The following is a 19,957-nucleotide window of genomic DNA, read 5'->3' as shown; positions in this document are numbered from 1 at the left end:
GACGGTGTCCGCCATCGACGTGAGCGCTAGACCGCTAGAGCCGCAGTGGCAGCGGTGAGGGTTTGGGAGCGGTAGCTTGCGCCGTACAGGACGACGTGGACGAGTAGGTGGTGGAGTTGGTGTAAGGGGATGCGGGTGCGCCAGCCGTCGGTGAGGGGGTGGGTTTCGTTGTAGGTGGCGCGGATTCGGTCGAGGTGCGGAGCGCCGAAGAGGGCGAGCATGGCCAGATCGGTTTCGCGGTGGCCTGCGTGGGCGGCGGGGTCGATGAGGACGGCGCCGTCGGAGGTCCAGAGGATGTTGCCGGACCAGAGGTCGCCGTGGATGCGGGCGGGCGGTTCCGGTGGGCCGGAGAGGGCGTCGATGCGGTCGATGACCTTCTCCAGCAAGCGGATTCCGTCTTGGCCGAGGTGTCGGGCAGCCTGGGGTAGGTAGGGTGCGAGCCGGCGTTCGGCGTACCACTGGGCCCACGGGCCGGTGGACAGTGTGTTGTCCAGGGGTAGTTCGGCGATCCAACCTTGCCATGGTGCACCGAATGACTCGGGTGAATTCGCGTGCAGCGCAGCGAGTTCCCGACCGAACCGCTCGGCTGCGGCGGGGGTGGATCCGATGTCATCGAACCATGGCAGCACGATCGTGTGGTCATCGGCGGCAAGCACTTCGGGGAGAAGCTTCGGACCCGCTCCGACCTGACCCGGCGCGTGGTTCAGCACGTCACCCGATCCGGCCCGGCCCGGCGCGTCATTCAGCACGTCACCCGATCCGGCCCGGCCCGGCGCGTCATTCAGCACGTCACCCGATCCAGCCGTGCCGGGAGTGTGGTCCAGCGCGACCTGTCGGTCAGCAGCTGCCCCTCGCCCGGTGGCGAGCCAGCGCAGGCCTGCGGCTTCGGCGGTGAAGACCGTGGTCGGCTCGGCGGAGGTCTTGACGAAGACATCGCAGCCTTCGGCCAGCGTCGCGCGGTGCAGGGTCCAGGCGTGACTCGACCCGAGGTCGGTGACGGCGCGGACTGGGGTGTCGAGGAGTGCGCCGAGCCGGTCGGCGACGGTCATGAGGTCTGGGCGGTGAGGCGCTTCATGGTTTCCTCGTCGGCGGGGAAGAATGATTCGATGGCGAGTTCGGCGACGGTGACGTTCATCGGGGTGCCGAAGACGGTGGTGACGCTGAGGAACGACAGTTCGTGGCCATCGCGGAGCAGGCGTAGCGAGACGACGGATTGGTCGGGCTCGGGCAGTGCCGGGTCGATCTCACCGCCGGGATAGGCGAGTAACTCGTCGCGCAGTTCGACCAGGTCGGGCGAACCGGTGACCTCGATCTGGCGGGACAGGCGCGCGAACACATGGCCGCGCCATTCCGCGAGATTGACGATCTGGTCCGCCATGCCGTCGGGATGCAGGCTCAACCGCAGCGCATTCACCGGTGGCGTCAGCAACGCGGGGTCGATGTCGGCGAGAAGTAGCGCGACGCCGGAGTTCGCGTCGATCATGGTCCAGTTCTGATCGATGGCCAACGCCGGATATGGCTGATGGCCGACGAGGATCTGCCGCATCGCGCGACGGACCGCGTCCATCGCGGGAGTATCGAGCGAGGGTTCGGCGTAGGCGGGTGCATAGCCCGCGGCGAGCAACAGCCGATTGCGTTCGCGCAGTGGAATTTCCAGATGTTCGCTCAGATGCACCAACATCGTCCGACTCGGCGTCGAACGACCGGTCTCGATGAAACTCAGATGCCGAGCCGACGTCTCGGCGCGCCCCGCCAACTCCAGCTGACTGAGCCTGCGCTCGAGCCGCCAATGCCGCAGCAGATCACCAGCTGTTTGCGTACCCACTCCCCGATCCTACGAACAACCCGACGCCACGACGATTACCTCACAGGTAATGACCCCGAGCCACTCGGCATCATCGCCGACGACATGTGTGCCGCGCTTGGCTTCTATCCGTCCGAGCAAAGCCAAGGTCGCAGCGTGCTAGCGCTCCGTGCGGCCTATCGCCAGGGTCGCGACATGCTCTTGCGCCACGCCGCTTATGCCGAGACAGTGCAGACGCCCTCGGTGAGGATCGGTTCTACGGCGCCTTGCCCCTCAGCGCACGGTGATCACGCGGCTGTGCCAGCCGGTGGAGCCGTCGGGGAAGGGTGGGACGCGACGGTCGGTTTGGAGGGTGCCGGAGCGGTCGGTGGCGCGGACGCGGAGGGTGTGGGGGCCGGGGGTGGCGGTCCAGGGCCAGGTCCATTGGCGCCAGGTGTCGGTGGAGTATTCGTCGGCGAGGGTGGCCGGTTGCCATGGTTGGTCGTCGACTTGGACTTCGACGGTGTCGATGCCGCGGTGTTGGGCCCAGGCGACGCCGGCGACGGTGAGGTCGCCCGCGGGGACGGTGGCGAATGCGGCGGGGACATCGATGCGGGAGGCGGTTTTGATGAGTGCCTGTGCGCCCCAACCGCGTTCGGTCCAGTACGCCTTGGCGCGGTCGAAGCGGGTGAGTTCGAGATCGATGACCCATTTGGTGGCGGATACGTAGCCGTAGAGGCCGGGGACGATCAGTCGCGCCGGATAACCGTGGGCGATCGGCAGTGGTTCGCCGTTCATCCCCACCGCCAGTAGCGCGTCGCGGCCGTCGGTAACCGCGGAAACCGGTGTGCCCGCGGTGAATCCGTCGACGCTGCGGGACAGCAGCATATCGGCCTCGGGTCGCACACCCACCTCGGCGAGCAGGTCGGCCAATGGATATCCCGTCCAGACGGCGGTACCTGCCAAATCGCCACCGACCTCGTTGGATACGCATGTCATGGTGATCAGGCGCTCGACCGCCACCCGCCGACGAAGCTCGTCGAAGTCCAATTCCATTGGGCGATCAACCATTCCATGGATTCGCAGCCGCCAATTGCCACTCGTCAGCGCCGGGAGTTGCAGCGCGGTGTCGACACGATAGAACCGATCGTTGGGAGTGACGAACTCGGTCAACCCCGGAACCGACGGCCGCACACCAGGCTCGACAGGCGGTGCCGGAACCACCGGACGCGGCACAACGAACCCCGCCCGATCGGCCACCACATCCCGCAGCCGCGCACCGATCCACTGCCCGGCAACGGCCGCACCCACAGCCACGGCTCCCACCCCAGCCGCGAGGGTGAGGAAGCGACGTCGCGAAGCACCGCCAGCTTTCGGCGGTGACTGTCCGTTCGGTTCTTGACCACCGTCTGATTTCGGTTCAACGCTTGCCGCCGACTCAGCACTGAGCCCGAGACCGCCGCCCGCGATCCGGCCGATGAGCACACGTAGGGCCAGCACACCCGCCGCGACGCCGATGACCGTTGGCAGCGCGAACCACGGTGTGGCCGTTGGGCGTTGGAGTGCGGCTCCGAGTACTACTCCGCCGAGCAGGATCAGTAGGGCGCTGCCCAGTGGGCGGCGGCGCTCCACAATGCCGAGGATTGCGGCGAAGACGATCATTACCGCGGCCATCGATGCGAACAGGGCGAGCTTGTCGTTGCTGCCGAAACGTCGAATCGCGGCGTCCTTCAACGCGTGTGGCGTATGGTCGACTACCGCGGAGCCCATCGCGTAGAACGGCGAGGCGGCGGGGTCGATGAAGGCGGCGACCAGGTGGCCGACGCCGAGTACTGTCAGGGCGGCCAGGACCCCCGCTAGGGCCGCAGCGGATATGCTGCGCGCTGGTTTCGGGCGTGCTTGTGCCACAAGCTGTTTCATCGCAGTCTCCCTGCTGTTCGGGATGGGAAGCTGCGACACCCGCTATCGCGGACGGCAGCTCGGGTCAGGTGAGGTTCACGCTGGCGATCGGCTTGGTCGTCGGCGCCGGTGAACCGGTGGCGGGTTCGACTGTGACGGCCAGCGTGTCGATGGCGTCGAAGCGAGTCACCATGGCGGGACCGGTGGCAGGCAGCTCGGTCAGCACCCGGGCGGAGCGGGGCGTGCCACCGAGCGGGATCAGCCAGACCTGATAGGAGCGGTCGGCAGGTGGTGCCGATACGGACTCGAAAGATACTGTGGCGGCAGCGATTCGGACCGAGGTGCGGATGGTGAGCGTGCCGCCACCCGCGACCGGTACCGATTTCACCAGCACATCGGGTTGTTCGAGCACCATTTGCGCGGTGAGTCCAGGCGGGCCCGGATCGGTGCTGCGATGCACGAGCACACCAACACCGGCTCCGATGGCCACGACCACCACGACCGCTGCCGCGAGCCAGCGCAGTCGCTCGAATCGCTTGTGGGACTTGCCCGGTGCGCCGGTCGCCGTGTCGAGCGCCCGCAGCAACGTGGTCTCCAAGTCAGGCGGCGGCGCGGTCGCGTCGAGCACGGTGAGCGCGGCCAACGTTTCACGAACCCCGGAAACGATGGCGGCGAACGCATCCGCGGTAGCCTCGTCGGCAGCACGCAACCGGTGCTCGATGGTGCGGCGCTCGAGCTCGGCGACCGCGTCCATCGCGTACGGGTAAGCCAGGTCGAGCAGATCCGTTGCGGCCCGCCCGTTCTCATTCATGCGGTATCACTTCCTGTCAGGCAGTTCTCGAGCCGCTTCAGTCCGTCCCTGATGCGAGTCTTGACGGTGGGCAGCGGCACCTCGAGGTGATCGGCAACCTCGCTGTAGGTCCGGCCGCTGTAGTAGGCCAGCGCGACGGCTTCGCGTTGGATGGCGGTCAAGGTTTCCAGGCAGTCCAGCACCGACTGCTCGTCGAGCAGCTGCCCGACCTCCTCGGCGACGACATCGTGGTCGCGGCCCAGATTGGCTTGGCCGTAGGCGATGTCGCGGCTGGCGGCGGACTGCTCACGGCGCACCCGGTCGACCGCCCGCCGGTGGGTCAGCATCATCAGCCAACCCATCGGACTCGACAACTTCCGGTCGTACCCCGACGCGAGCGACCAAGCCTGCAGATACACCTCCTGGGTGATCTCCTCCGCCGCCGCATGACCACGCAGGATGCGCAGCGCCAAACCGAACACCCGATGGCTGGTCGCCCGATAGAACTCGGTGAAGGCGTCACGATCCCCGCCCGCGATCGAGTCGAGCAGCTCGACCAGCCGCCGCGACCGCGCGGCCTCCTCCGGATCGGCGCCGGTCGAGCACGACGGCGTCACCGGCGGTCCGCCTCCGCCGGTGTTGCGGCGCAGGCGGATCGCGGCGAGCTTCGGCTCATTCGGCATGCTCACCTCCACATCTATCGCTGACGAGGACGGATCGGGAATGGATCTGCGGCAGCAACACGGCGAGCACGACTCCTGAGGGGAAGGGCCATTCCGAACTACGGTGGGGCGAGGTTACGCCGCGGGCGGCATCATCACTGTGTCGATCAGGTACACCGTCGCATTTGCCGTCTTCACTCCGCCGCAAATCACCGAAGCGTTACCCACTTTGATGTTGTCGCCACTGCCGGTGACCGTCACGTCCGCGCCCTCGACGGTCTTGTGCATGCCCGCGATCTTGTCCGGCGCGATCTGGCCCGGCACCACGTGATAGGTGAGAATCTTGGTCAGCGTGGCCGAGTCCGTCTTCAGCGCGTCGACGGTAGCCGGATCGATTTTCGCGAAGGCCGCGTCGACCGGTGCGAACACCGTGAACTGGGCGCCGTTGAGGGTGTCGACCAGGTTCACCTGCGGATTGAGTTTTCCGGATACCGCGGCGACCAGCGTGGTCAGCAGCGGATTGTTGGACGCCGCGGTGGCGACCGGATCCTGCGCCATGCCGCTGACCGAACCCGCGCCGGTCGGCACCTGCTGAGCGTAGGCCTTGCAGCCCGAACCGACCAGCTCGCCCGACGCCATGGTCGAGGTGGTGGTCATCGCCGCGGTCGACGACGGGCCGGCGGTGTCCGAGGACTTGTCACTCGAACAGGCCGACGCACCCACTACCGCACTCAGCATCATCGCCGCCACGACCGAACGTCGCATTACAGTCATTGTTGTTTTCGCTTCCGTCGATACGGCTCGAAGCCGTGTTTTGGCATTGGACGGAACGGAATTCGCCTGGGTCACCGACCCGGATGGGTCGAGAGTCGAATCAGTTTCAGCGAACGGCACGCGGGTCGAGGATCATCGCCCCCGACTGAACCAGGATGCCGCGGGCGCGGCGGCGCACCCGGCAGGTGTCCACCGAACAGTCCAAGTGGATCTGCATCGCGCGGTGGGCCCGCGCCGCCGACATCGGACCGGGATCGACCCGGCAATCAGCGATATCGGCATTCATCGCAAACGTCTGCATCTGTCTGTCCCTTTCGCCGGGGCGCTCGACGAGCGCACGTCCCATAGCCGCACTAGTACTTCGCACAGCAACCAGCAACGGACTGGCTAGTCTTTGCCGAGCGCGACACGATCGCGGCGAACGCCGGGTGCGCGCTCGCTCATGTCACATTCGGCAGGCAGGATCGTGGGATGACTACTACGGCGGATTTCGTGTTCGACAGCGATACGGCCAGTGAACGAGTCGGGGAGCACGAGTTCGGGCTGACGCTGTCGGACCGGTGGACCACCTTCATCGGCACCACGAATGGAGGGTATCTGCTGGCCACCTGTTTACAGGCGTTGCGCCACGACTTGCCGCAACCGGATTTGTTGTCCGCGTCCGCACATTTCCTGCGGCCGGGTAGTCCGGGGCCCGCGCGGATCACCACCGACGTCGCCCGGGTCGGGCGGCGGACCGCGACGGGACAGGCGACGTTGCTGCGCGATGGTAAGGAAATCCTGCGGGTGCTGGCGACTTTCACCGATCTGGCCGCTGCCGACGGGCCGACCGTGGTCAGTGGCAAACCGCCGGCATTACCGCCGCCGGACCAGTGTGTCGATGCCTTCGCCGCCTTCCGGAACCATCGGCCGCCCATTTCGCAGCGGACCGAGGCGCGGATGGCGGAGGTTCCCGGATTCTGGCGTGGTGAACCGGGCGGAAGCACGTCCACCGAGTTCTGGGTGCGGCTGGCCGACGGGCGCGAGGCCGATCCGATCGCGCTGGCGTTCCTGGTCGACTCCGCGGCACCGATCGTGTTCGATCTCGGTATTCCCGGTTCCGCCACGATCGAACTGACCGTCCACATCCGCAAACGGCCCGCCCCCGGTTGGCTGGCCTGCCGCGTCACCACCAACTATCTGATCGACGGATTCCATGAGGAAGACTTCGATATCTGGGATAGCACAGGCACTTTGGTCGCCCAGTCGCGGCAGTTGGCGATCGTCTCGACGTAGGGCGTAGCGAATTGCCGCCCGCCCGGTACGAGCGAGCTCGCTGGGGCCGGGGAGAGCAGGAACCCGTCCGCTTCCGCGTCGAAGGTCTCGCATCGACCGTCTGCGGCAAGCATCCGCATTGTGCGGGCCTGCAGGTAGGTGTCGGGATGCACGATCGCCCTGACTCCGGCGTGCGAGGCGATTGCGTCCGCAACAGACTTGGTCGAGTTGGGACCGCATCATCCCCTTGCCATCCCTGAGCTCAGGTCGTGCCGGGGACGCCTGAGGTGGCCTCATCGACGAAGCCGTAGCAGTCACGACTACCCCCTCGTCAGCGCCGCCCAGGACTCGGCGTGGCATGCCGAGGCGTGCTCGCGCCCCTCGGTATGCCAGGGACAGACCGGCGCGACGCTGTACATGGTCAACCACGGCATCTCCACCGCCGCACTGTTCCTGATCGCGGGCTTCCTCGTGTCACGCCGCGGCACCCGGCTCATCGCCGACTTCGGCGGCGTGCAGAAGGTGGCGCCGATCCTGGCGGGCACCTTCTTCATCTCCGGCCTGGCGACACTGTCGCTGCCCGGGCTCGCCACGCCGTTGCGACCGTGTCAGGCCCTGGGCTCTCCGAGTTCAGGTCGGTGGTGCGATCTTCGCGATGGAGACCACGCCCGGACCGGCTGTGACGGTGACGAATTGGCGGTAGGTGCGGACGGCGGCGTCGGGGCGGATCTCGGTGATGACCACGTCGAAGCGGCCGTCGGCCATGGGGGTGATCATCACGCAGTGCTGGGTGCCCGCCGGGACGGATTTGATGCCGGCGCCGATCACCTCGGCCGACGGCACGGACGCGTCCGTCGTGGTCACCGCGCGGGCGTCGGACCCGGATCGGGCCACGTAGTAGGCGTATTGGAAGGCCAGGATGACGTCCGGTCCCGAGGTGGTGGATCCGGTTCCGTTGCCGCGGACCAACTGAGCGTTCCTCGTCGGCTCGCAGCCCGGTCCCCCGCCGAGCACGGGATCCGCATACGAGGCCGACTGCCGCGGCTCGCTCGCCGACGCCGTGTACACCATCACCACCGCCACCGCGGCCATCGAACCGACCACCGCGGCCGACCCGACCAACCACGGCCGATTCCTGCGCTGCGCAGCCCAGCGCTGCGGTCGCGCCGCCGGAATCATCCCCGGCCACAACGGAACCGCCTTGTGCCGCCCGCGGCGCGCGGCGGAACTCCCCCCGGAAACGTTCGACGACGACATAGTTCCGCCGCACCCCCTTTACCGGTGCCAACTCAGCGCCCCGGGACACCCTCAATGCCGTTGCGCAGTAACAACATTGCACACCTTTGTCCGGTATGCCGGTCAAATGGATCACAGACCGGACTGCCGGTTTCCATGAGGCCCCACGGATGCCGACCTCGACCGGCGACAATCACAAGCAAAGCGTGCTCCAGCTACCACAGCTGCCAAACGCGCAAGGACCTTCCCGACCTGCCCACCATCGATTACGCAACGCCATCCCCCCAGCCCGCCATATCCCGCACCACCACGCATACGTAGCGGCACTTGACGTACGAAGCATGCTCTTGACGCACGTTGCAACGTGCGTCAAGAGCATGCTTCGTACGTCAAGTCGGCGTGGTGGGCTAGACGACGGTGCGGGGCCGCGTCGCACCGGCATAGCAGTGCGGCGAACCAGTACAGCCGGGCTGCGAGCGGTAGGGCGGGCATCGCATACGTCGGTTCGGCTGCAGGCTCGTCCTGCCGAGTGAGACCGGGCGGCGGCAATAGTCGAGTAACCGCTCGGGGATGTCCCGCTCGGATTCGAGGAGGTGGCGATGCAAGTCTCGGTGTGTGGGCCGAGGGAGTCCAGTGCGGTCGAGGCCGAGCACGCGCGGCAGGTCGGGCGACTGTTGGCCGAGGCCGGGGTGATCGTGTTGTGCGGAGGGGGCACCGGTGTGATGGCCGCTGTTGCCGAGGGAGCGTCCAGCGCAGGTGGACTCGTGATCGGGGTGCGGCCGGATACCGATCGCGATGCGGTGTGCGCGGGATTGTCGGCGGTGCTGTTCACCGGGATGGGCGAGGCGCGCAACGCGATTCTCGTCGCGTCGGCGGACGCGGTGATCATCATCGGCGGATCCTGGGGCACGCTCTCCGAACTCGCACTGGCTCGCAGCCGCGACATCCCAGTGATCTCGCTGGGCACGTGGCAGATTCTCGACGCCGACGGAACCCCGTTGGCGGCAACCATTTCCGCGACAGACCCGGCCGACGCAGTCACCCGCGCGCTCATCCAAGGGTGATCCAGCGCAGGCGATGACGGGGCGGTGCGATGGACCGATGTCACATTTGATTAGTAGTTACTAACTGCTAACTTATCGAGCATGGCTGGACGGATGAGTGGACCCGAACGACGTGCCCAGGTGCTGACGATCGCGGCAAAGGAGTTCGCCCAGCACGGATTACACGGGGCGTCGACAGAGGTCATCGCCAGAGACGCGGGGATCACGCAGGCTTACATCTTCCGGATGTTCGGGACGAAGAAGGCCCTGTTCCTCGAACTGGTTCAGGCGGCGTTCGAGCGGGTCAGCGCCGGGATGCGCGAGGCGGGCGCGGAGAAGGCTGGCCTAGAAGCGCTTTCGGCGATGGGCGCACAGTACTTCGACCTGCTGGCCGATCGAACCGGGTTGCTGTTGCAACTGCAGGGCTTTGCCGCGTGTGGTGACCCGGAGGTGCGGGACACGGTGCGGTCGTGCTTCGCACAGCTGTGGGGCACGACCGAGGACGGCACCGGACTCGAACCGGTGACCGTGAAAACGTTCCTCGCCTTCGGGATGCTGCTCAACGCGGGCGCCGCGATGGACATCGAGGAGGTCGACGCCACGTGGGCCGACGGTGTCCGCACTCGAATCCAGTCAGGACTGTTCGCGCACATCACGACCGAGACAAACCGGTGAGCGCCACCCAACGAGACGGACGGCTCAGCGCCGCGCTGGTGGGCACGGCGCTGGCGGGGGCGGTGATCGGCAGTGTCGGCGCGCCACTCATCACCGCGGTCGCCACGGGAATGCACGTGTCCCTCGGTGCCGCGCAATGGACTTTGACGGTGACGTTGTTCGTCGGTGCGATCGCGGGTCCGGTGCTCGGCAGACTCGGCAGCGGCCCGTACCGGCGCACCACGATCCTGGCCACCCTGGCACTGGTGACGTTCGGTGGACTGCTGACGGTGCTTCCACTTCCGTTCGCGGCGTTGCTGATCGGACGCGGATTGCAAGGGCTCGCGGTCGCGGTCGGGGCGCTGTTGATGAGTGTCGCCCGCACGCACCTGCCGCCGGAACGCGCGACGTCGACGATCGCCGCGTTGTCGGTCGCATCGACCGTAGGTATCGGGGTCGGCTATCCGGTGATCAGCCTGCTCGACCAACTCGCCGGGCTGCGCGCCGCCTACGGACTCGGGTTCCTCCTGTCCGGCGTCGCGTTGGCCATCGCCTGGCGGACCCTGCCTGCCGAGGTGCCCGGGGAGCGGCCCCGGATCGACGTCACCGGGGCGCTACTGCTCGCTCTCGGCACCCTCGGACTGCTCCTGGTCATCGCCGAGCCTTCGTTCTGGGCAACGGCATGGCTGGCCGGTGGCACCCTCGCCGGGTCCCTTGCGGTCCTCGCCATCTGGGCATTCATCGAACTGCGCACCACGGCGCCGCTGGTGAACCTGCGACTACTCGGCCAAGAACCCCTCCTGCGCGCGAACCTCGCGATACTTGTCGCCGGAGCAGGGTTGTACCTGCTGTTCAGCCTGTTCACCCGCTATGTGCAGACCCCCGACGGCGCCTCCTATGGGTTCATGCTCCCCGGTGTCGCGGCCGGCGCAGCATTGATCCCGTTCTCGCTGCTCGGGTACGTTGCCGGAAAAACGGTGCCGCATCTCATCGCGCGGATCACCGAAAGGTGGACGTACGCACTCTCGGCCGCGATCGGTATCGCCAGCGCATTGCTGTTCGCCGCCTGCAACCAGTCGCTCCTGGCCGTTCTCACCGCGATCGCTCTGCTGGGCTTCGCCGTCGGCGGTGTCTTCGCGGTCACGCCCAAACTCATCCTCGCCAGCGTGCCCCACGACGAAACGGCCAGCGTGCTCTCGATCAACCAGATCGCCCGCAGCATCGGCATGAGCATCGGCAGTGCGCTCGCCGGATTCCTGCTCGCCACCAGCACACCGAACGGCGCCATGCTTCCCACTCGAACCGGCTACATCACCGCGGCACTGTGGGCACTGCCCCCACTCGCCGCCAGTGCGTTCATCATCGCCACCCAACGATCCGCGCGCCACCTTGCGCGAGCGTCGACAACGTCGTAACCCGCAGCAGTTCAGAAGTCCCCCCGGCCCGTACCTGGTCTCGCATTGTCCAGCGATTGCCGACTGTGCTGAATTGCACCCAGCGCAAACAACGTTCGAATGGACGGATCCATGCCCCGTGTCGCGCCGATCGACGCCGCCGGATTCGTAGCCCAGGATCACCCGATCCGGAGCTCACGTCACGCCGCTACCCGCGAGTCGGTCCACAGTCGTGGTCACTACCGCCTCGTCGGCGCACACATCTCACGCGGCTGCGCACGACATTGCCGGCTGATCAGCGCGCAGCACGCGAAACCGTGCGCAGCACAGCCAGGTTCCACGGGTCACCCAACGCGGCTCCGCCACCACTGATCGCGGGTGTTCCCGAATCGATGTCCCGATCGACGTCCTCTGCTGACCTTTCGTACGCCTGCTCGCCACACGTAAACGCCACTTGACGCAGCGGCATTCGCGCAGTAGTTGCTGTCAACGCGCGAATCCTCGCCATCTCGAAGAAGTTCGGATGCGGGCTCCGCCGATCGCGTTGCCTTCCCAAACTTTCTGATCACGCAATCTTGCGCGTCACGCAAGTTTCACTACCGTGGAGCTCGTGGCATTCGTACTCGGACTGCGTGAGCGTAAGAAGCTGGCGACGCGAGAAGCACTGGGATTCGCGGCGTTGCGGTTGGCGGTCGAGCGTGGTCTGGACGAGGTACTGGTCGAGGACATCGCCGCGGCGGCGGGAGTTTCGCCGCGGACGTTCAACAACTACTTCGCCAGCAAGTACGAGGCGGTCTGCTCGGTGGCGGTCGATCGGGCTCGCCGGATCGCAGACAACCTGCGGGAGCGACCGGATACCGAAGCGCTGTGGCCCGCGGTCATTCACGCCACGCTCGATGAGTTCCGTGACGCCGAAATACCCGATCCCGCATGGACGGCGGGCGTGCGGCTGATCACCGGCGCACCTGCGCTGCAAGGTGAATATCGCAAGGCGCAGGCGGTGATGGAGGCGGCGCTCGCCGAAGCCATCGCCGGGCGCACCGGCCACGACCTCGGTGCCGATATGTTCCCGCGGATCATGGCGGGGGCTGTCGCGGCGGCGTTGCAGGTCGCCATCGATCGGTGGGTGGATGCCGACCCGCCGATTCCCGTGCTGCCGGTCGTCCGAGAGGCGTTGCGGCAGCTTTCTTTTCTTCCAGGAGTGTTTCCCATGGATGTCCCGACTCAGCACACCCTCTCCGTTCCCGGCGCCAGCCTCTACTACGAGATCCGCGGCGGCGGACCGCTGCTGCTGTTGATCACCGGCGGCAATGGTGACGCAGCCGTGTTCGATGCGCTTGCCGAACGTCTCGCCGACCGATACACCGTCGTCGCCTACGATCGGCGCGGCTTCGCCCGCAGCCCGCTCGCCGGACCGCCGGAGGATCGGATCGTCAACGACGGAGCCGATGCCGCGGCCTTGCTCGCCCACCTCGGCGACAAGCCCGCCTACGTCTTCGGCAGCAGTTCGGGTGCGATCGTGGCGCTCGAATTGCTCAGCAGATACCCCGATTCGGTGCGCACGGTCGTCGCGCACGAGCCGCCGATGGCGACCCTGCTGCCCGATTCGGCGACCTGGTTGGAGTTCTTCGACGGCATCTACCGCACCAGCCGGACCGAGGGCCCCATGGTGGCGATGGGTGCGTTCGCCGAGGGGATGGGCCTTCGGCGACCGGACCAGCAGCATCAGGAACCGCCGCCCGAAAGCGCGCCGATGATCGCCCGAATCCAGCAGAACCTGGCGTTCTGGATGGAGAACGAGCTGCGCCAATACGTTCGCTACCCACCGGATCTGCCAGCATTGCGGAAGTCCGCGGACAAGCTCGTGCTCGGCATCGGGCACGATTCGAAGGGCACCTTCCCCGCCCTCCCCAATCTCGCGCTCGCCGAGGAACTCGGTCAAGAGGTCGTCGAATTCGTCGGCAACCACATCGGTTACGTCACTAACGCCGATGAATTCGCCACGCAACTGGACCAACTACTCACCTGAACATCCGCGAGTCCCCGCAGCGAACCCGGACTCACACCACCTCCGCGCATGCTTCAGCGGCACGCACAGCAAGCCCGATTCACCCACTCGCACCCGGCGCCGCGCACATCTCAGCGGCACGCGCACAGAACCGACGCCGACGAATTCACCACGCAACTGGACCAGCTACATACCTGAGCCCACGCAAGTCGACGCCGCGAGCCCAACTCGTCCCGCCGCTGTACTTCAGCAGCGCACGCCGCAAGCCCGATTCACCCGCCCGCACTCGGGGACGACAACCTAGACCGCATCCCACTAGGCTCGGCCAACTCCAGCCATAGTCGGTATCCGCAAACTATCGACGGGATTCCGTGCAGCCTTTTCCATCCGGCAGTGCCTTGCGACCAGTGACGTGCGGCAGCAATCCGGCGCACTGAAGGAAGCGGGCCGACGTAGTCACCTCCCGTTTGGTAGCTCGGCAAGCTCGCCCAGTGGTCCCCCTACTCCACGACCACGGTCCGGATGCTCGCACTCGAGATGTGAGCGCGCCGAGGAACTCGCTCGCGACGGCGACGTAGTGGGGCTCGCGGGTGGTGGCACCGTTGGGCAGGCGGGCGTACCCGCAACTGGCCCACGGGGATTCCGTGCGGCCCGGTTCTGTGCGGCGGTGCCGGCGTCCGCTTCTCACGAATCCGCCACGTCTGGCGTGGGCGCGATCGTCGCACCGGCTGTTCGCAGTCGCTGCGCCAGCTCATGGCAGCGCGTTGCCAGCTCGGGTGGGTCGAGGACCTCGAAGGTGTGCCCGAGGAAGAGTACGCGGGTAAGGACGGCGTCGAGATTGGCGGCGCCACTGAGTAACTCGCAGTGTTCGTTGTCGCGCGGGCGGATGACGGCCGCCGCCGCTGGAATCTGTGCGCGGACAACGTCGGCTGCTGCGTGTATGAGAAAGCGGGCCTGGTGCGGGTAGACGCGACTCGCCACGCCCTCTTGCACGTACGTTGCCGCGTCCGGCGCGGCGCGCGGGCGGAAGTGCCAGGTTCGGGCCGCCGCGTCGGTCATCCGGTCGACGCGGAAGGTGCGCCAGTCGTCGCGGTCGAGGTCGTAGGCGAGCAGATACCAGCGTCGGTCCGAGGTGACCAGGCGATAGGGCTCGACGCGCCGCGTTCGCACCGTATTTCCGGACGGGTAGTCGAAACTGGTCTCGACCTCGTCGCGGCAGGCTCTGGCCAGTGTCATGAGGACATCGGGGTCGACCGGTGTGCGGCCGCCGTCGAAGGATTCCACCGAGCCGGACAGGGCGCGTACTTCGTGTCGCAATCGGGCGGGCAGCACCTGGTTGAGTTTGGTCAGCGCGCGGAGTGCGGCGTCACCCGCGCCGGCGACCGCGCCGCCCGCACCGATCAGCAGCGAGACCGCGGTGACGATCGCCTCCTCGTCGTCGAGCAGCAGCGGCGGCAAGTCCTGTCCAGGCCCGAGCTGGTAACCGCCGCCGACGCCCTGACTGGCATGCACCCGATAACCCAACGTGCGCAACCGCTCGACATCACGTCGAACCGTGCGCGGCGTGACGCCGAGCCGCTCGGCAAGATCGGGGCCGGTCCACACCTGCCGCTGCTGCAGCAACCCGAGCAGGGTGAGCACCCGCTCGGTCGTCCCCCGCTCGTCGGCCACGTCCACCTCACCGAGACTGCCAGAAATAGCGGACCGGATCTGTCCGCTAGGCATGTCAGGGTAACCGCATGGAAGCAGACGACCTCGAGTGGAACCGGACACTGCGCGAGCAGTGGGAGTTCCATTGGGACCACCAGGTGCGCGCCCGGCTCGACGGGCTCACCGACGACGAATACTTCTGGTTGCCGGTGCCGAATGGATGGAGCGTGCGGCCGCGCGGCAGCTCGACCGCGCCGCTGCAGATCGGCGGCGGAGATTTCGCCATCGACTACGCGTTTCCGACGCCGGTTCCCGCACCGTTCACCTCGATCGCCTGGCGACTGGGTCACGTCATCGTCGGCGTACTCGCCGCACGCAACGCGGCACACTTCGGCGTGCCCGCGGCTTCCTACGACACGTGGGAATACGCCGGCAGCGCGGCCACCGCACTCGACCAATTCGAAACCCAGCTCGACACCTGGCTGACCGGAGTGCGCACACTCAGCGAAGCCGAGCTGCGGATCCCGGTCGGCCCGAAAGAGCCCTATCCCGAAGCGTCGATGGCCGACCTGGTACTGCATATCCACCGCGAACTGATCCATCATCTGTCCGAGGTCTGCCTACTGCGCGACCTCTACCCGCACACCCGAACCGCCACGAATGGAGCAACCCGATGAGCCGCCACATCCAGGTCACCTTCGACGCCCACGACCCGGCAGCGCTGTCGACCTTCTGGCGCGAGGTGCTCGGCTATGTCCACCCCGGCCCGCCCGGTGTCGACGTCCCCGCCGGCACCGACCCGCTGGCCGCGTGGGACGGGTTTCTCGCTCGGATCGGCGTGCCGCCGGAACAGCGCAACACCCGGTCGGCCATCGAAGACCCCGACGGGGTCGGGCCACGACTGTTCTTCCAGCAGGTGCCGGAGGACAAAGTCGCCAAGAACCGCGTTCACCTCGACGTTCGAGCGGCCCCCGGATTGCAAGGGGAGGAACGAATGGCGGCATTGGAGGCCGAATGCGATCGGCTCATCGCGCTGGGCGCGAAGCGGGTACAGCGTTACGAGCCGCAGCCACCGATGGGTGCGGGCAACATCGTGATGACCGATCCCGAGGGAAATGAGTTCTGCCTGGACTGAGCCGCACGCCTAAGCCTCACCGCGTCAGAATCTGCACTCTCTCTCGGGATGCGCACCGACTCTAGGGCCCTATTTCGAGTGCCGATCCCGAGAGAGAGTGCAGATTTCGCTCGTCACTTCGCGGCGGCCGCGCGGGATAGGTTCCAGCTGTGCCAAGTGTCGGGGGCGAGGTGGTTGCGGATCCGGTTGCGGAGTTCCGTGCGCAGGGGTTCGGAGAGGCGGTCGGTCGCGGGGAGGACGTCGGTCGAGAGGGTGGCCAGGTATTCGGCGTCGAACGTCTCGCCGTGCTGCCAGCGGTCGATGTTCTTGTCGGCGACCAGGCGTTCCGGATTCAGGATGGCCAGCGCGAGCAGGGTGGCCATGGCGGTGCCGATCATCGCGCGGGACAACCACATCCGGCGCAGGCTCAGCACCGACGCGAGCACCAGCAGGTAGGCCAGGCCGAGCCAGAGTTCGCACACCTCGACCAGTAGCCGGAGCACGGTGAAGCCGTAAGCCTGCTGGTAGGTCCACATGCGGCCGAGGGCGGAGGCGACGATGATCAGCGAGAGCACGCTCACCGCGCACAGCAGCACGCGCAGCCACAGGCGATCGGCCGCCGAATCCGTCGCGGCCCAGCGCAAGACGACCAGGATTACCGCGAGAGTCAGGATGGTGACAGCCGACAATTGCCAGAATCCACTGCGTGCGTATTCGGCGTAGGTGAGTCCGGCCGTGCGCTGCACGTAATCGTCACCGCCGAACAGGGCCACGAACTGTGCGCCGACGAACACCGCGAAAAGAACGGTGAGCGCGCCGACCGGCAGTGCCCACTCCAAGCGGCGGAGTGTTCGACCTTGCTCTTCCGCAACGTATTCCGAAGCGGGCATCGGCGGAGCGGCCAGCACATACAGCGCGCCGAGCGCGGCAAATCCGACCGCGACGAACAGCACGATCCACTGGAACGTCAGAGCGCCGTCGACTTTCGGTGTCACCGACTCCAACAGATTCGCGAACGTCGCATCAGCACCGCCGAGCAGCGGAACGAACACCGCGAGCAACGCGATGGTGACCACCACCGACAGCGCGATTCCCCGTTCGCGCTGCGACTTCATCCCGCGAAACCGCTCGGCTGCTGTGTACACCCACGGCAGCGCAACCAAAGCCGCGAGCGGCCAAGCGATCACGTCGTAGATCACGCCGTGCGTCGACCGTCGCCCCACAACAGCCAGCGATCCGGCGACACACGCTGCCAACACGCACAGTGTGAACAACCAACCCGCCGCACGGAAGGTGCCCACCGCCAGCAGGGCAAGAAACATTCCAGCCCACCAGATCCGCGCGGACGTCTCCCCGAGCACGCCTTGGTCTGTCGACTGTTCGAGTATTGCATCGCCGGTACGAGATTCAACGAACGGATCCGACGACTGATCCCACTCTGTCGCCGAACTCGCCCTACCTTCCTCTGCCGATGTTGCTGTGGTGTCAACGGCTCTCGCCTCGGACTTCGCACCGGTCGCGGCACGCGCCGAACTGGTCGAGACCATCCCCGTCGTTGTCTCATCGTCCGCTGGCGGGCGCGCCACTGCGGATTCCCTTACCCCCGCATCGGCTGTCCGGTCGCCTCCGACATGTGGGCCATCTCCTGCGGATTCTCCGAGCCCGCTGGTCTGCGCCACCTCTGCAAGCGGCGCATCGGCGGCATCGGCGGCATCGGCGGCATCGGCGGCATCGGCGGCATCGGCGGCATCGGCGGCATCGGCGGCATCGGCGGCATCGGCGGCATCGGCGAGGGTAGTTCGCGCGGCGCCGGAATCCGACACCAGTGGATCGGGTTTCGGATTCCCCTCATCTCGCTGGCTCGATGCAGTCGAATCCTGGGCGTTGCCGAACTTGCCGGGTTGCGGATTCGCGACGGCCGGTTCTTCTCCCCAGAAGTCGGTGTCGTGGACTGCCTTTGCGCTGGACGTCGAATCCTCCCCTCCGGGATTCGACGTTGCCGCGGGTGGTGTCGGCGAAGCACCCTGTGTGGAGTCGGGCGCCGCGGTCTCGCTGGGCACAGACCGATCGCTATCGATGGCGTCCGGTTCGTCGTCGTACTGCGCCGACTTGCGGGCGTTGCGATCGACCAGGTAGATCGCGCCGACGGCGACCGATCCGGTGAGTAGCCAGCCGATTCCGGGGCGGTCCAACGGGATCAGTGCTGCACCGGTGAATCCGGCGAGGCAGGCCGCGGGTAGTACGCCGGGTGGGCAGATGACGCGGCGCCGCCTCGGCAGCGGCTGGTACGGCGGGCCGGGGTACGACTGCATTGACACCCAACTGGGCAACGTCTCGTCGTCTGATTGAAAGGCAGTCCGTGATACGGCCGACAACAGCGCCCCCTCTGGGACGGCACGTCCGGTGGTCACCAGCGCCTCGGACCGATCAGGTTCCGGAGGTGTTGGCGTTTCGGGCATTTCGGGCATTAATTCCCCTCCTGAGGGTGTGCGGAATCGCCCCCGGGACCTCGTGCGGTCCGGGTGGATGGGTACGGCTTGGGTCAGTGGCCCGGGTAGGACCACATGGGTGTGGCTTAGGTCAGTGGCCGGGTAGGACCACGCGGATGCGGGAGCCGGGGTCGGCGACCGCGATGGTGCCGCCATGCAGGTCGACGATCCAGCGGGAGATGGCGAGGCCGAGACCGGTGCCGCCGCCTGCGGTGCGGCCGCCGCGAGTGAAGCGATCGAAGACGCGGGCGCGTTCGGCCGGTGGGATACCCGGCCCGTCGTCGGACACCTCGATCACCAGCTTGCCCGCGTGTCTGCGCACGGTGACCCGGACCTCGCCGCCGGCCGGGCCGTGTCGTGCCGCGTTGTCGAGCAGGTTGAGTAGCACTTGATGCAAACGTGCACGGTCGGCGAAAACGCTTATGTTGCTTGGCTGTACGTCGGTGGTGAAGCGCACACCCCGGCCCAGGGCCGCTGCGGCGACGTCCGCCTCGGCGACGACCTCGGCCAACAGAGGTGCGACATCGAGGCTTTCGCGGTCGAGCGGGAAGGCACCCGCCTCGATGCTGGACAGATCGAGCAGTTCGGAGACGAGCAAACTCAACCGCTCGGTCTGGGCGAGCGCGGTACGCAACGTCTTCGGATCCGGCTCGGACACCCCGTCGACGAGGTTCTCCAACACCGCGTTCAATGCGGTGATAGGCGTGCGCAGTTCGTGCGACACATTCGCGATCAGGTCACGGCGCTGTTGATCGGCCGCCGCAAGATCCGCGGCCATCTGATTGAACGCCTCCGCCAACTGCCCGACCTCGTCCCGCGAAGTCGCCCGCACCCGCCGCGTGTAATCCCCGTGCGCCATCCGCTTGGCCGCCGCCGTCATCTCACGCAGCGGCCTGGTAATCCCATGCGCCAGGAACTGCGAGGTCACCAACGCGATCCCCACCGCAGCCAACGTGGTCTTAGGCGGCAACCATCCGATCTTGATCCGAAAGAACCCGAACGCAATCCCCCCGGCACACAACATCAGAATCGCCAGCTTCACCTTGATCGACCGCACCGGATCCAACGGACGAGGCAGAATCTCCGCCACCTTGTCCGACAGCACCCGCAGCCGCTCGATGACCGCATGAAACCCAGTGGGGGCTTTTCCACGAGCCTGATCAACGGCCTTGTCGGCGGTCGATCGCACGTCATCCGCAGCCCGGCG

The 19,957-nt window shown here is 66.8% G+C and carries 19 protein-coding genes and 1 pseudogene; 8 read left to right on the top strand and 12 right to left on the bottom strand.

From position 1 onward, the window contains the following. Positions 1–26 precede the first annotated feature (26 nt). From ACIBK2_RS24180 to ACIBK2_RS24150, 7 genes are all read right to left on the bottom strand, one after another. Positions 27–1,049 carry a fructosamine kinase family protein gene (locus ACIBK2_RS24180; RefSeq protein WP_396970043.1) on the bottom strand — a complete coding sequence of 341 codons (1,023 nt, stop codon included), beginning with the start codon at positions 1,047–1,049 and terminating at the stop codon, positions 27–29. Then, positions 1,046–1,825, bottom strand: a complete 780-nt coding sequence (locus ACIBK2_RS24175; RefSeq protein WP_396970041.1) for a helix-turn-helix domain-containing protein — start codon at positions 1,823–1,825, stop codon at positions 1,046–1,048. Before ACIBK2_RS24175 ends, ACIBK2_RS24180 begins: the two co-directional genes overlap by 4 nt. Before the next feature lie 252 nt (positions 1,826–2,077). Continuing rightward, positions 2,078–3,703: a molybdopterin-dependent oxidoreductase gene (locus tag ACIBK2_RS24170; RefSeq protein ID WP_396970039.1), complete on the bottom strand. Its 1,626-nt coding sequence runs from the start codon at positions 3,701–3,703 to the stop codon at positions 2,078–2,080. Positions 3,704–3,767: 64 nt separating this feature from the next. After that, complete coding sequence (locus ACIBK2_RS24165; protein ID WP_396970037.1) at positions 3,768–4,493, bottom strand: anti-sigma factor domain-containing protein; 726 nt, start codon at positions 4,491–4,493, stop codon at positions 3,768–3,770. Next, the gene (sigK, locus tag ACIBK2_RS24160; protein WP_396970034.1) at positions 4,490–5,155 is read right to left on the bottom strand and encodes an ECF RNA polymerase sigma factor SigK; all 666 of its coding nucleotides are present in this window, start codon (positions 5,153–5,155) and stop codon (positions 4,490–4,492) included. Before sigK ends, ACIBK2_RS24165 begins: the two co-directional genes overlap by 4 nt. Positions 5,156–5,269: 114 nt before the next feature. After that, the gene (locus ACIBK2_RS24155) at positions 5,270–5,908 is read right to left on the bottom strand and encodes a fasciclin domain-containing protein (RefSeq protein ID WP_396970032.1); all 639 of its coding nucleotides are present in this window, start codon (positions 5,906–5,908) and stop codon (positions 5,270–5,272) included. A 106-nt stretch (positions 5,909–6,014) separates the two neighbouring features. Continuing rightward, positions 6,015–6,209 carry a hypothetical protein gene (locus tag ACIBK2_RS24150; RefSeq protein WP_357388924.1) on the bottom strand — a complete coding sequence of 65 codons (195 nt, stop codon included), beginning with the start codon at positions 6,207–6,209 and terminating at the stop codon, positions 6,015–6,017. A 170-nt stretch (positions 6,210–6,379) separates the two neighbouring features. Between ACIBK2_RS24150 and ACIBK2_RS24145 the strand changes: the two genes are divergently transcribed. Continuing rightward, a complete protein-coding gene (locus ACIBK2_RS24145) occupies positions 6,380–7,183 on the top strand; it encodes a thioesterase family protein (RefSeq protein ID WP_396970030.1) in 804 nt (267 codons plus the stop codon). On the opposite strand, the gene ACIBK2_RS24140 is transcribed toward ACIBK2_RS24145, so the two are convergent. After that, on the bottom strand, positions 7,084–7,365 hold the full coding sequence (locus ACIBK2_RS24140; protein ID WP_396970794.1) for a beta-ketoacyl synthase N-terminal-like domain-containing protein: 282 nt from the start codon (positions 7,363–7,365) through the stop codon (positions 7,084–7,086). The two genes, ACIBK2_RS24145 and ACIBK2_RS24140, sit on opposite strands and share 100 nt — an antisense overlap. Positions 7,366–7,552: 187 nt before the next feature. Here ACIBK2_RS24140 and ACIBK2_RS24135 point away from each other — a divergent pair. Beyond that, positions 7,553–7,753, top strand: a pseudogene (locus tag ACIBK2_RS24135) (proton-conducting transporter membrane subunit); the annotation flags it as partial. Between the two features lie 39 nt (positions 7,754–7,792). On the opposite strand, the gene ACIBK2_RS24130 reads toward ACIBK2_RS24135, so the two are convergent. After that, positions 7,793–8,419 (bottom strand): hypothetical protein, encoded by a 627-nt coding sequence (locus ACIBK2_RS24130; RefSeq protein ID WP_396970028.1) that lies wholly within the window; start codon positions 8,417–8,419, stop codon positions 7,793–7,795. Positions 8,420–8,997: 578 nt separating this feature from the next. On the opposite strand from ACIBK2_RS24130, the gene ACIBK2_RS24125 reads away from it, so the two are divergent. The 4 genes from ACIBK2_RS24125 (at position 8,998) to ACIBK2_RS24110 (ending at position 13,518) form a co-directional block, all read left to right on the top strand. Then, positions 8,998–9,462, top strand: a complete 465-nt coding sequence (locus ACIBK2_RS24125) for a TIGR00725 family protein (protein WP_396970026.1) — start codon at positions 8,998–9,000, stop codon at positions 9,460–9,462. An 81-nt stretch (positions 9,463–9,543) separates the two neighbouring features. Then, positions 9,544–10,116: a TetR/AcrR family transcriptional regulator gene (locus ACIBK2_RS24120; protein ID WP_396970024.1), complete on the top strand. Its 573-nt coding sequence runs from the start codon at positions 9,544–9,546 to the stop codon at positions 10,114–10,116. Continuing rightward, on the top strand, positions 10,113–11,510 hold the full coding sequence (locus ACIBK2_RS24115) for an MFS transporter (protein ID WP_396970022.1): 1,398 nt from the start codon (positions 10,113–10,115) through the stop codon (positions 11,508–11,510). The genes ACIBK2_RS24120 and ACIBK2_RS24115 overlap by 4 nt, the downstream gene beginning before the upstream one ends. A 589-nt stretch (positions 11,511–12,099) precedes the next feature. After that, complete coding sequence (locus ACIBK2_RS24110; RefSeq protein WP_396970020.1) at positions 12,100–13,518, top strand: alpha/beta fold hydrolase; 1,419 nt, start codon at positions 12,100–12,102, stop codon at positions 13,516–13,518. Between the two features lie 663 nt (positions 13,519–14,181). Here the strand turns inward: ACIBK2_RS24110 and ACIBK2_RS24105 are convergent. Then, positions 14,182–15,174, bottom strand: a complete 993-nt coding sequence (locus ACIBK2_RS24105; RefSeq protein WP_396970019.1) for a helix-turn-helix transcriptional regulator — start codon at positions 15,172–15,174, stop codon at positions 14,182–14,184. Positions 15,175–15,236: 62 nt separating this feature from the next. On the opposite strand from ACIBK2_RS24105, the gene ACIBK2_RS24100 reads away from it, so the two are divergent. Further along, entirely contained in the window at positions 15,237–15,824 is a 588-nt protein-coding gene (locus ACIBK2_RS24100; protein ID WP_396970017.1) for a DinB family protein, read from the top strand. Next, on the top strand, positions 15,821–16,282 hold the full coding sequence (locus ACIBK2_RS24095; RefSeq protein WP_396970016.1) for a VOC family protein: 462 nt from the start codon (positions 15,821–15,823) through the stop codon (positions 16,280–16,282). The genes ACIBK2_RS24100 and ACIBK2_RS24095 overlap by 4 nt, the downstream gene beginning before the upstream one ends. A 113-nt stretch (positions 16,283–16,395) precedes the next feature. On the opposite strand, the gene ACIBK2_RS24090 is transcribed toward ACIBK2_RS24095, so the two are convergent. Together ACIBK2_RS24090 and ACIBK2_RS24085 are read right to left on the bottom strand one after the other, a co-directional pair. Beyond that, positions 16,396–18,573: a DUF4153 domain-containing protein gene (locus ACIBK2_RS24090; RefSeq protein WP_396970792.1), complete on the bottom strand. Its 2,178-nt coding sequence runs from the start codon at positions 18,571–18,573 to the stop codon at positions 16,396–16,398. Positions 18,574–18,841: 268 nt separating this feature from the next. Further along, a complete protein-coding gene (locus tag ACIBK2_RS24085) occupies positions 18,842–19,861 on the bottom strand; it encodes an ATP-binding protein (protein ID WP_396970791.1) in 1,020 nt (339 codons plus the stop codon). Positions 19,862–19,957: the final 96 nt, after the last annotated feature.

This window comes from Nocardia sp. NPDC050175 (assembly GCF_044459885.1).
In the GTDB taxonomy this organism is placed as follows: domain Bacteria; phylum Actinomycetota; class Actinomycetes; order Mycobacteriales; family Mycobacteriaceae; genus Nocardia.
The sequence above is the reverse complement of the archived record's forward strand: the minus strand, read 5'-3'. Positions and strand labels throughout refer to the sequence as shown.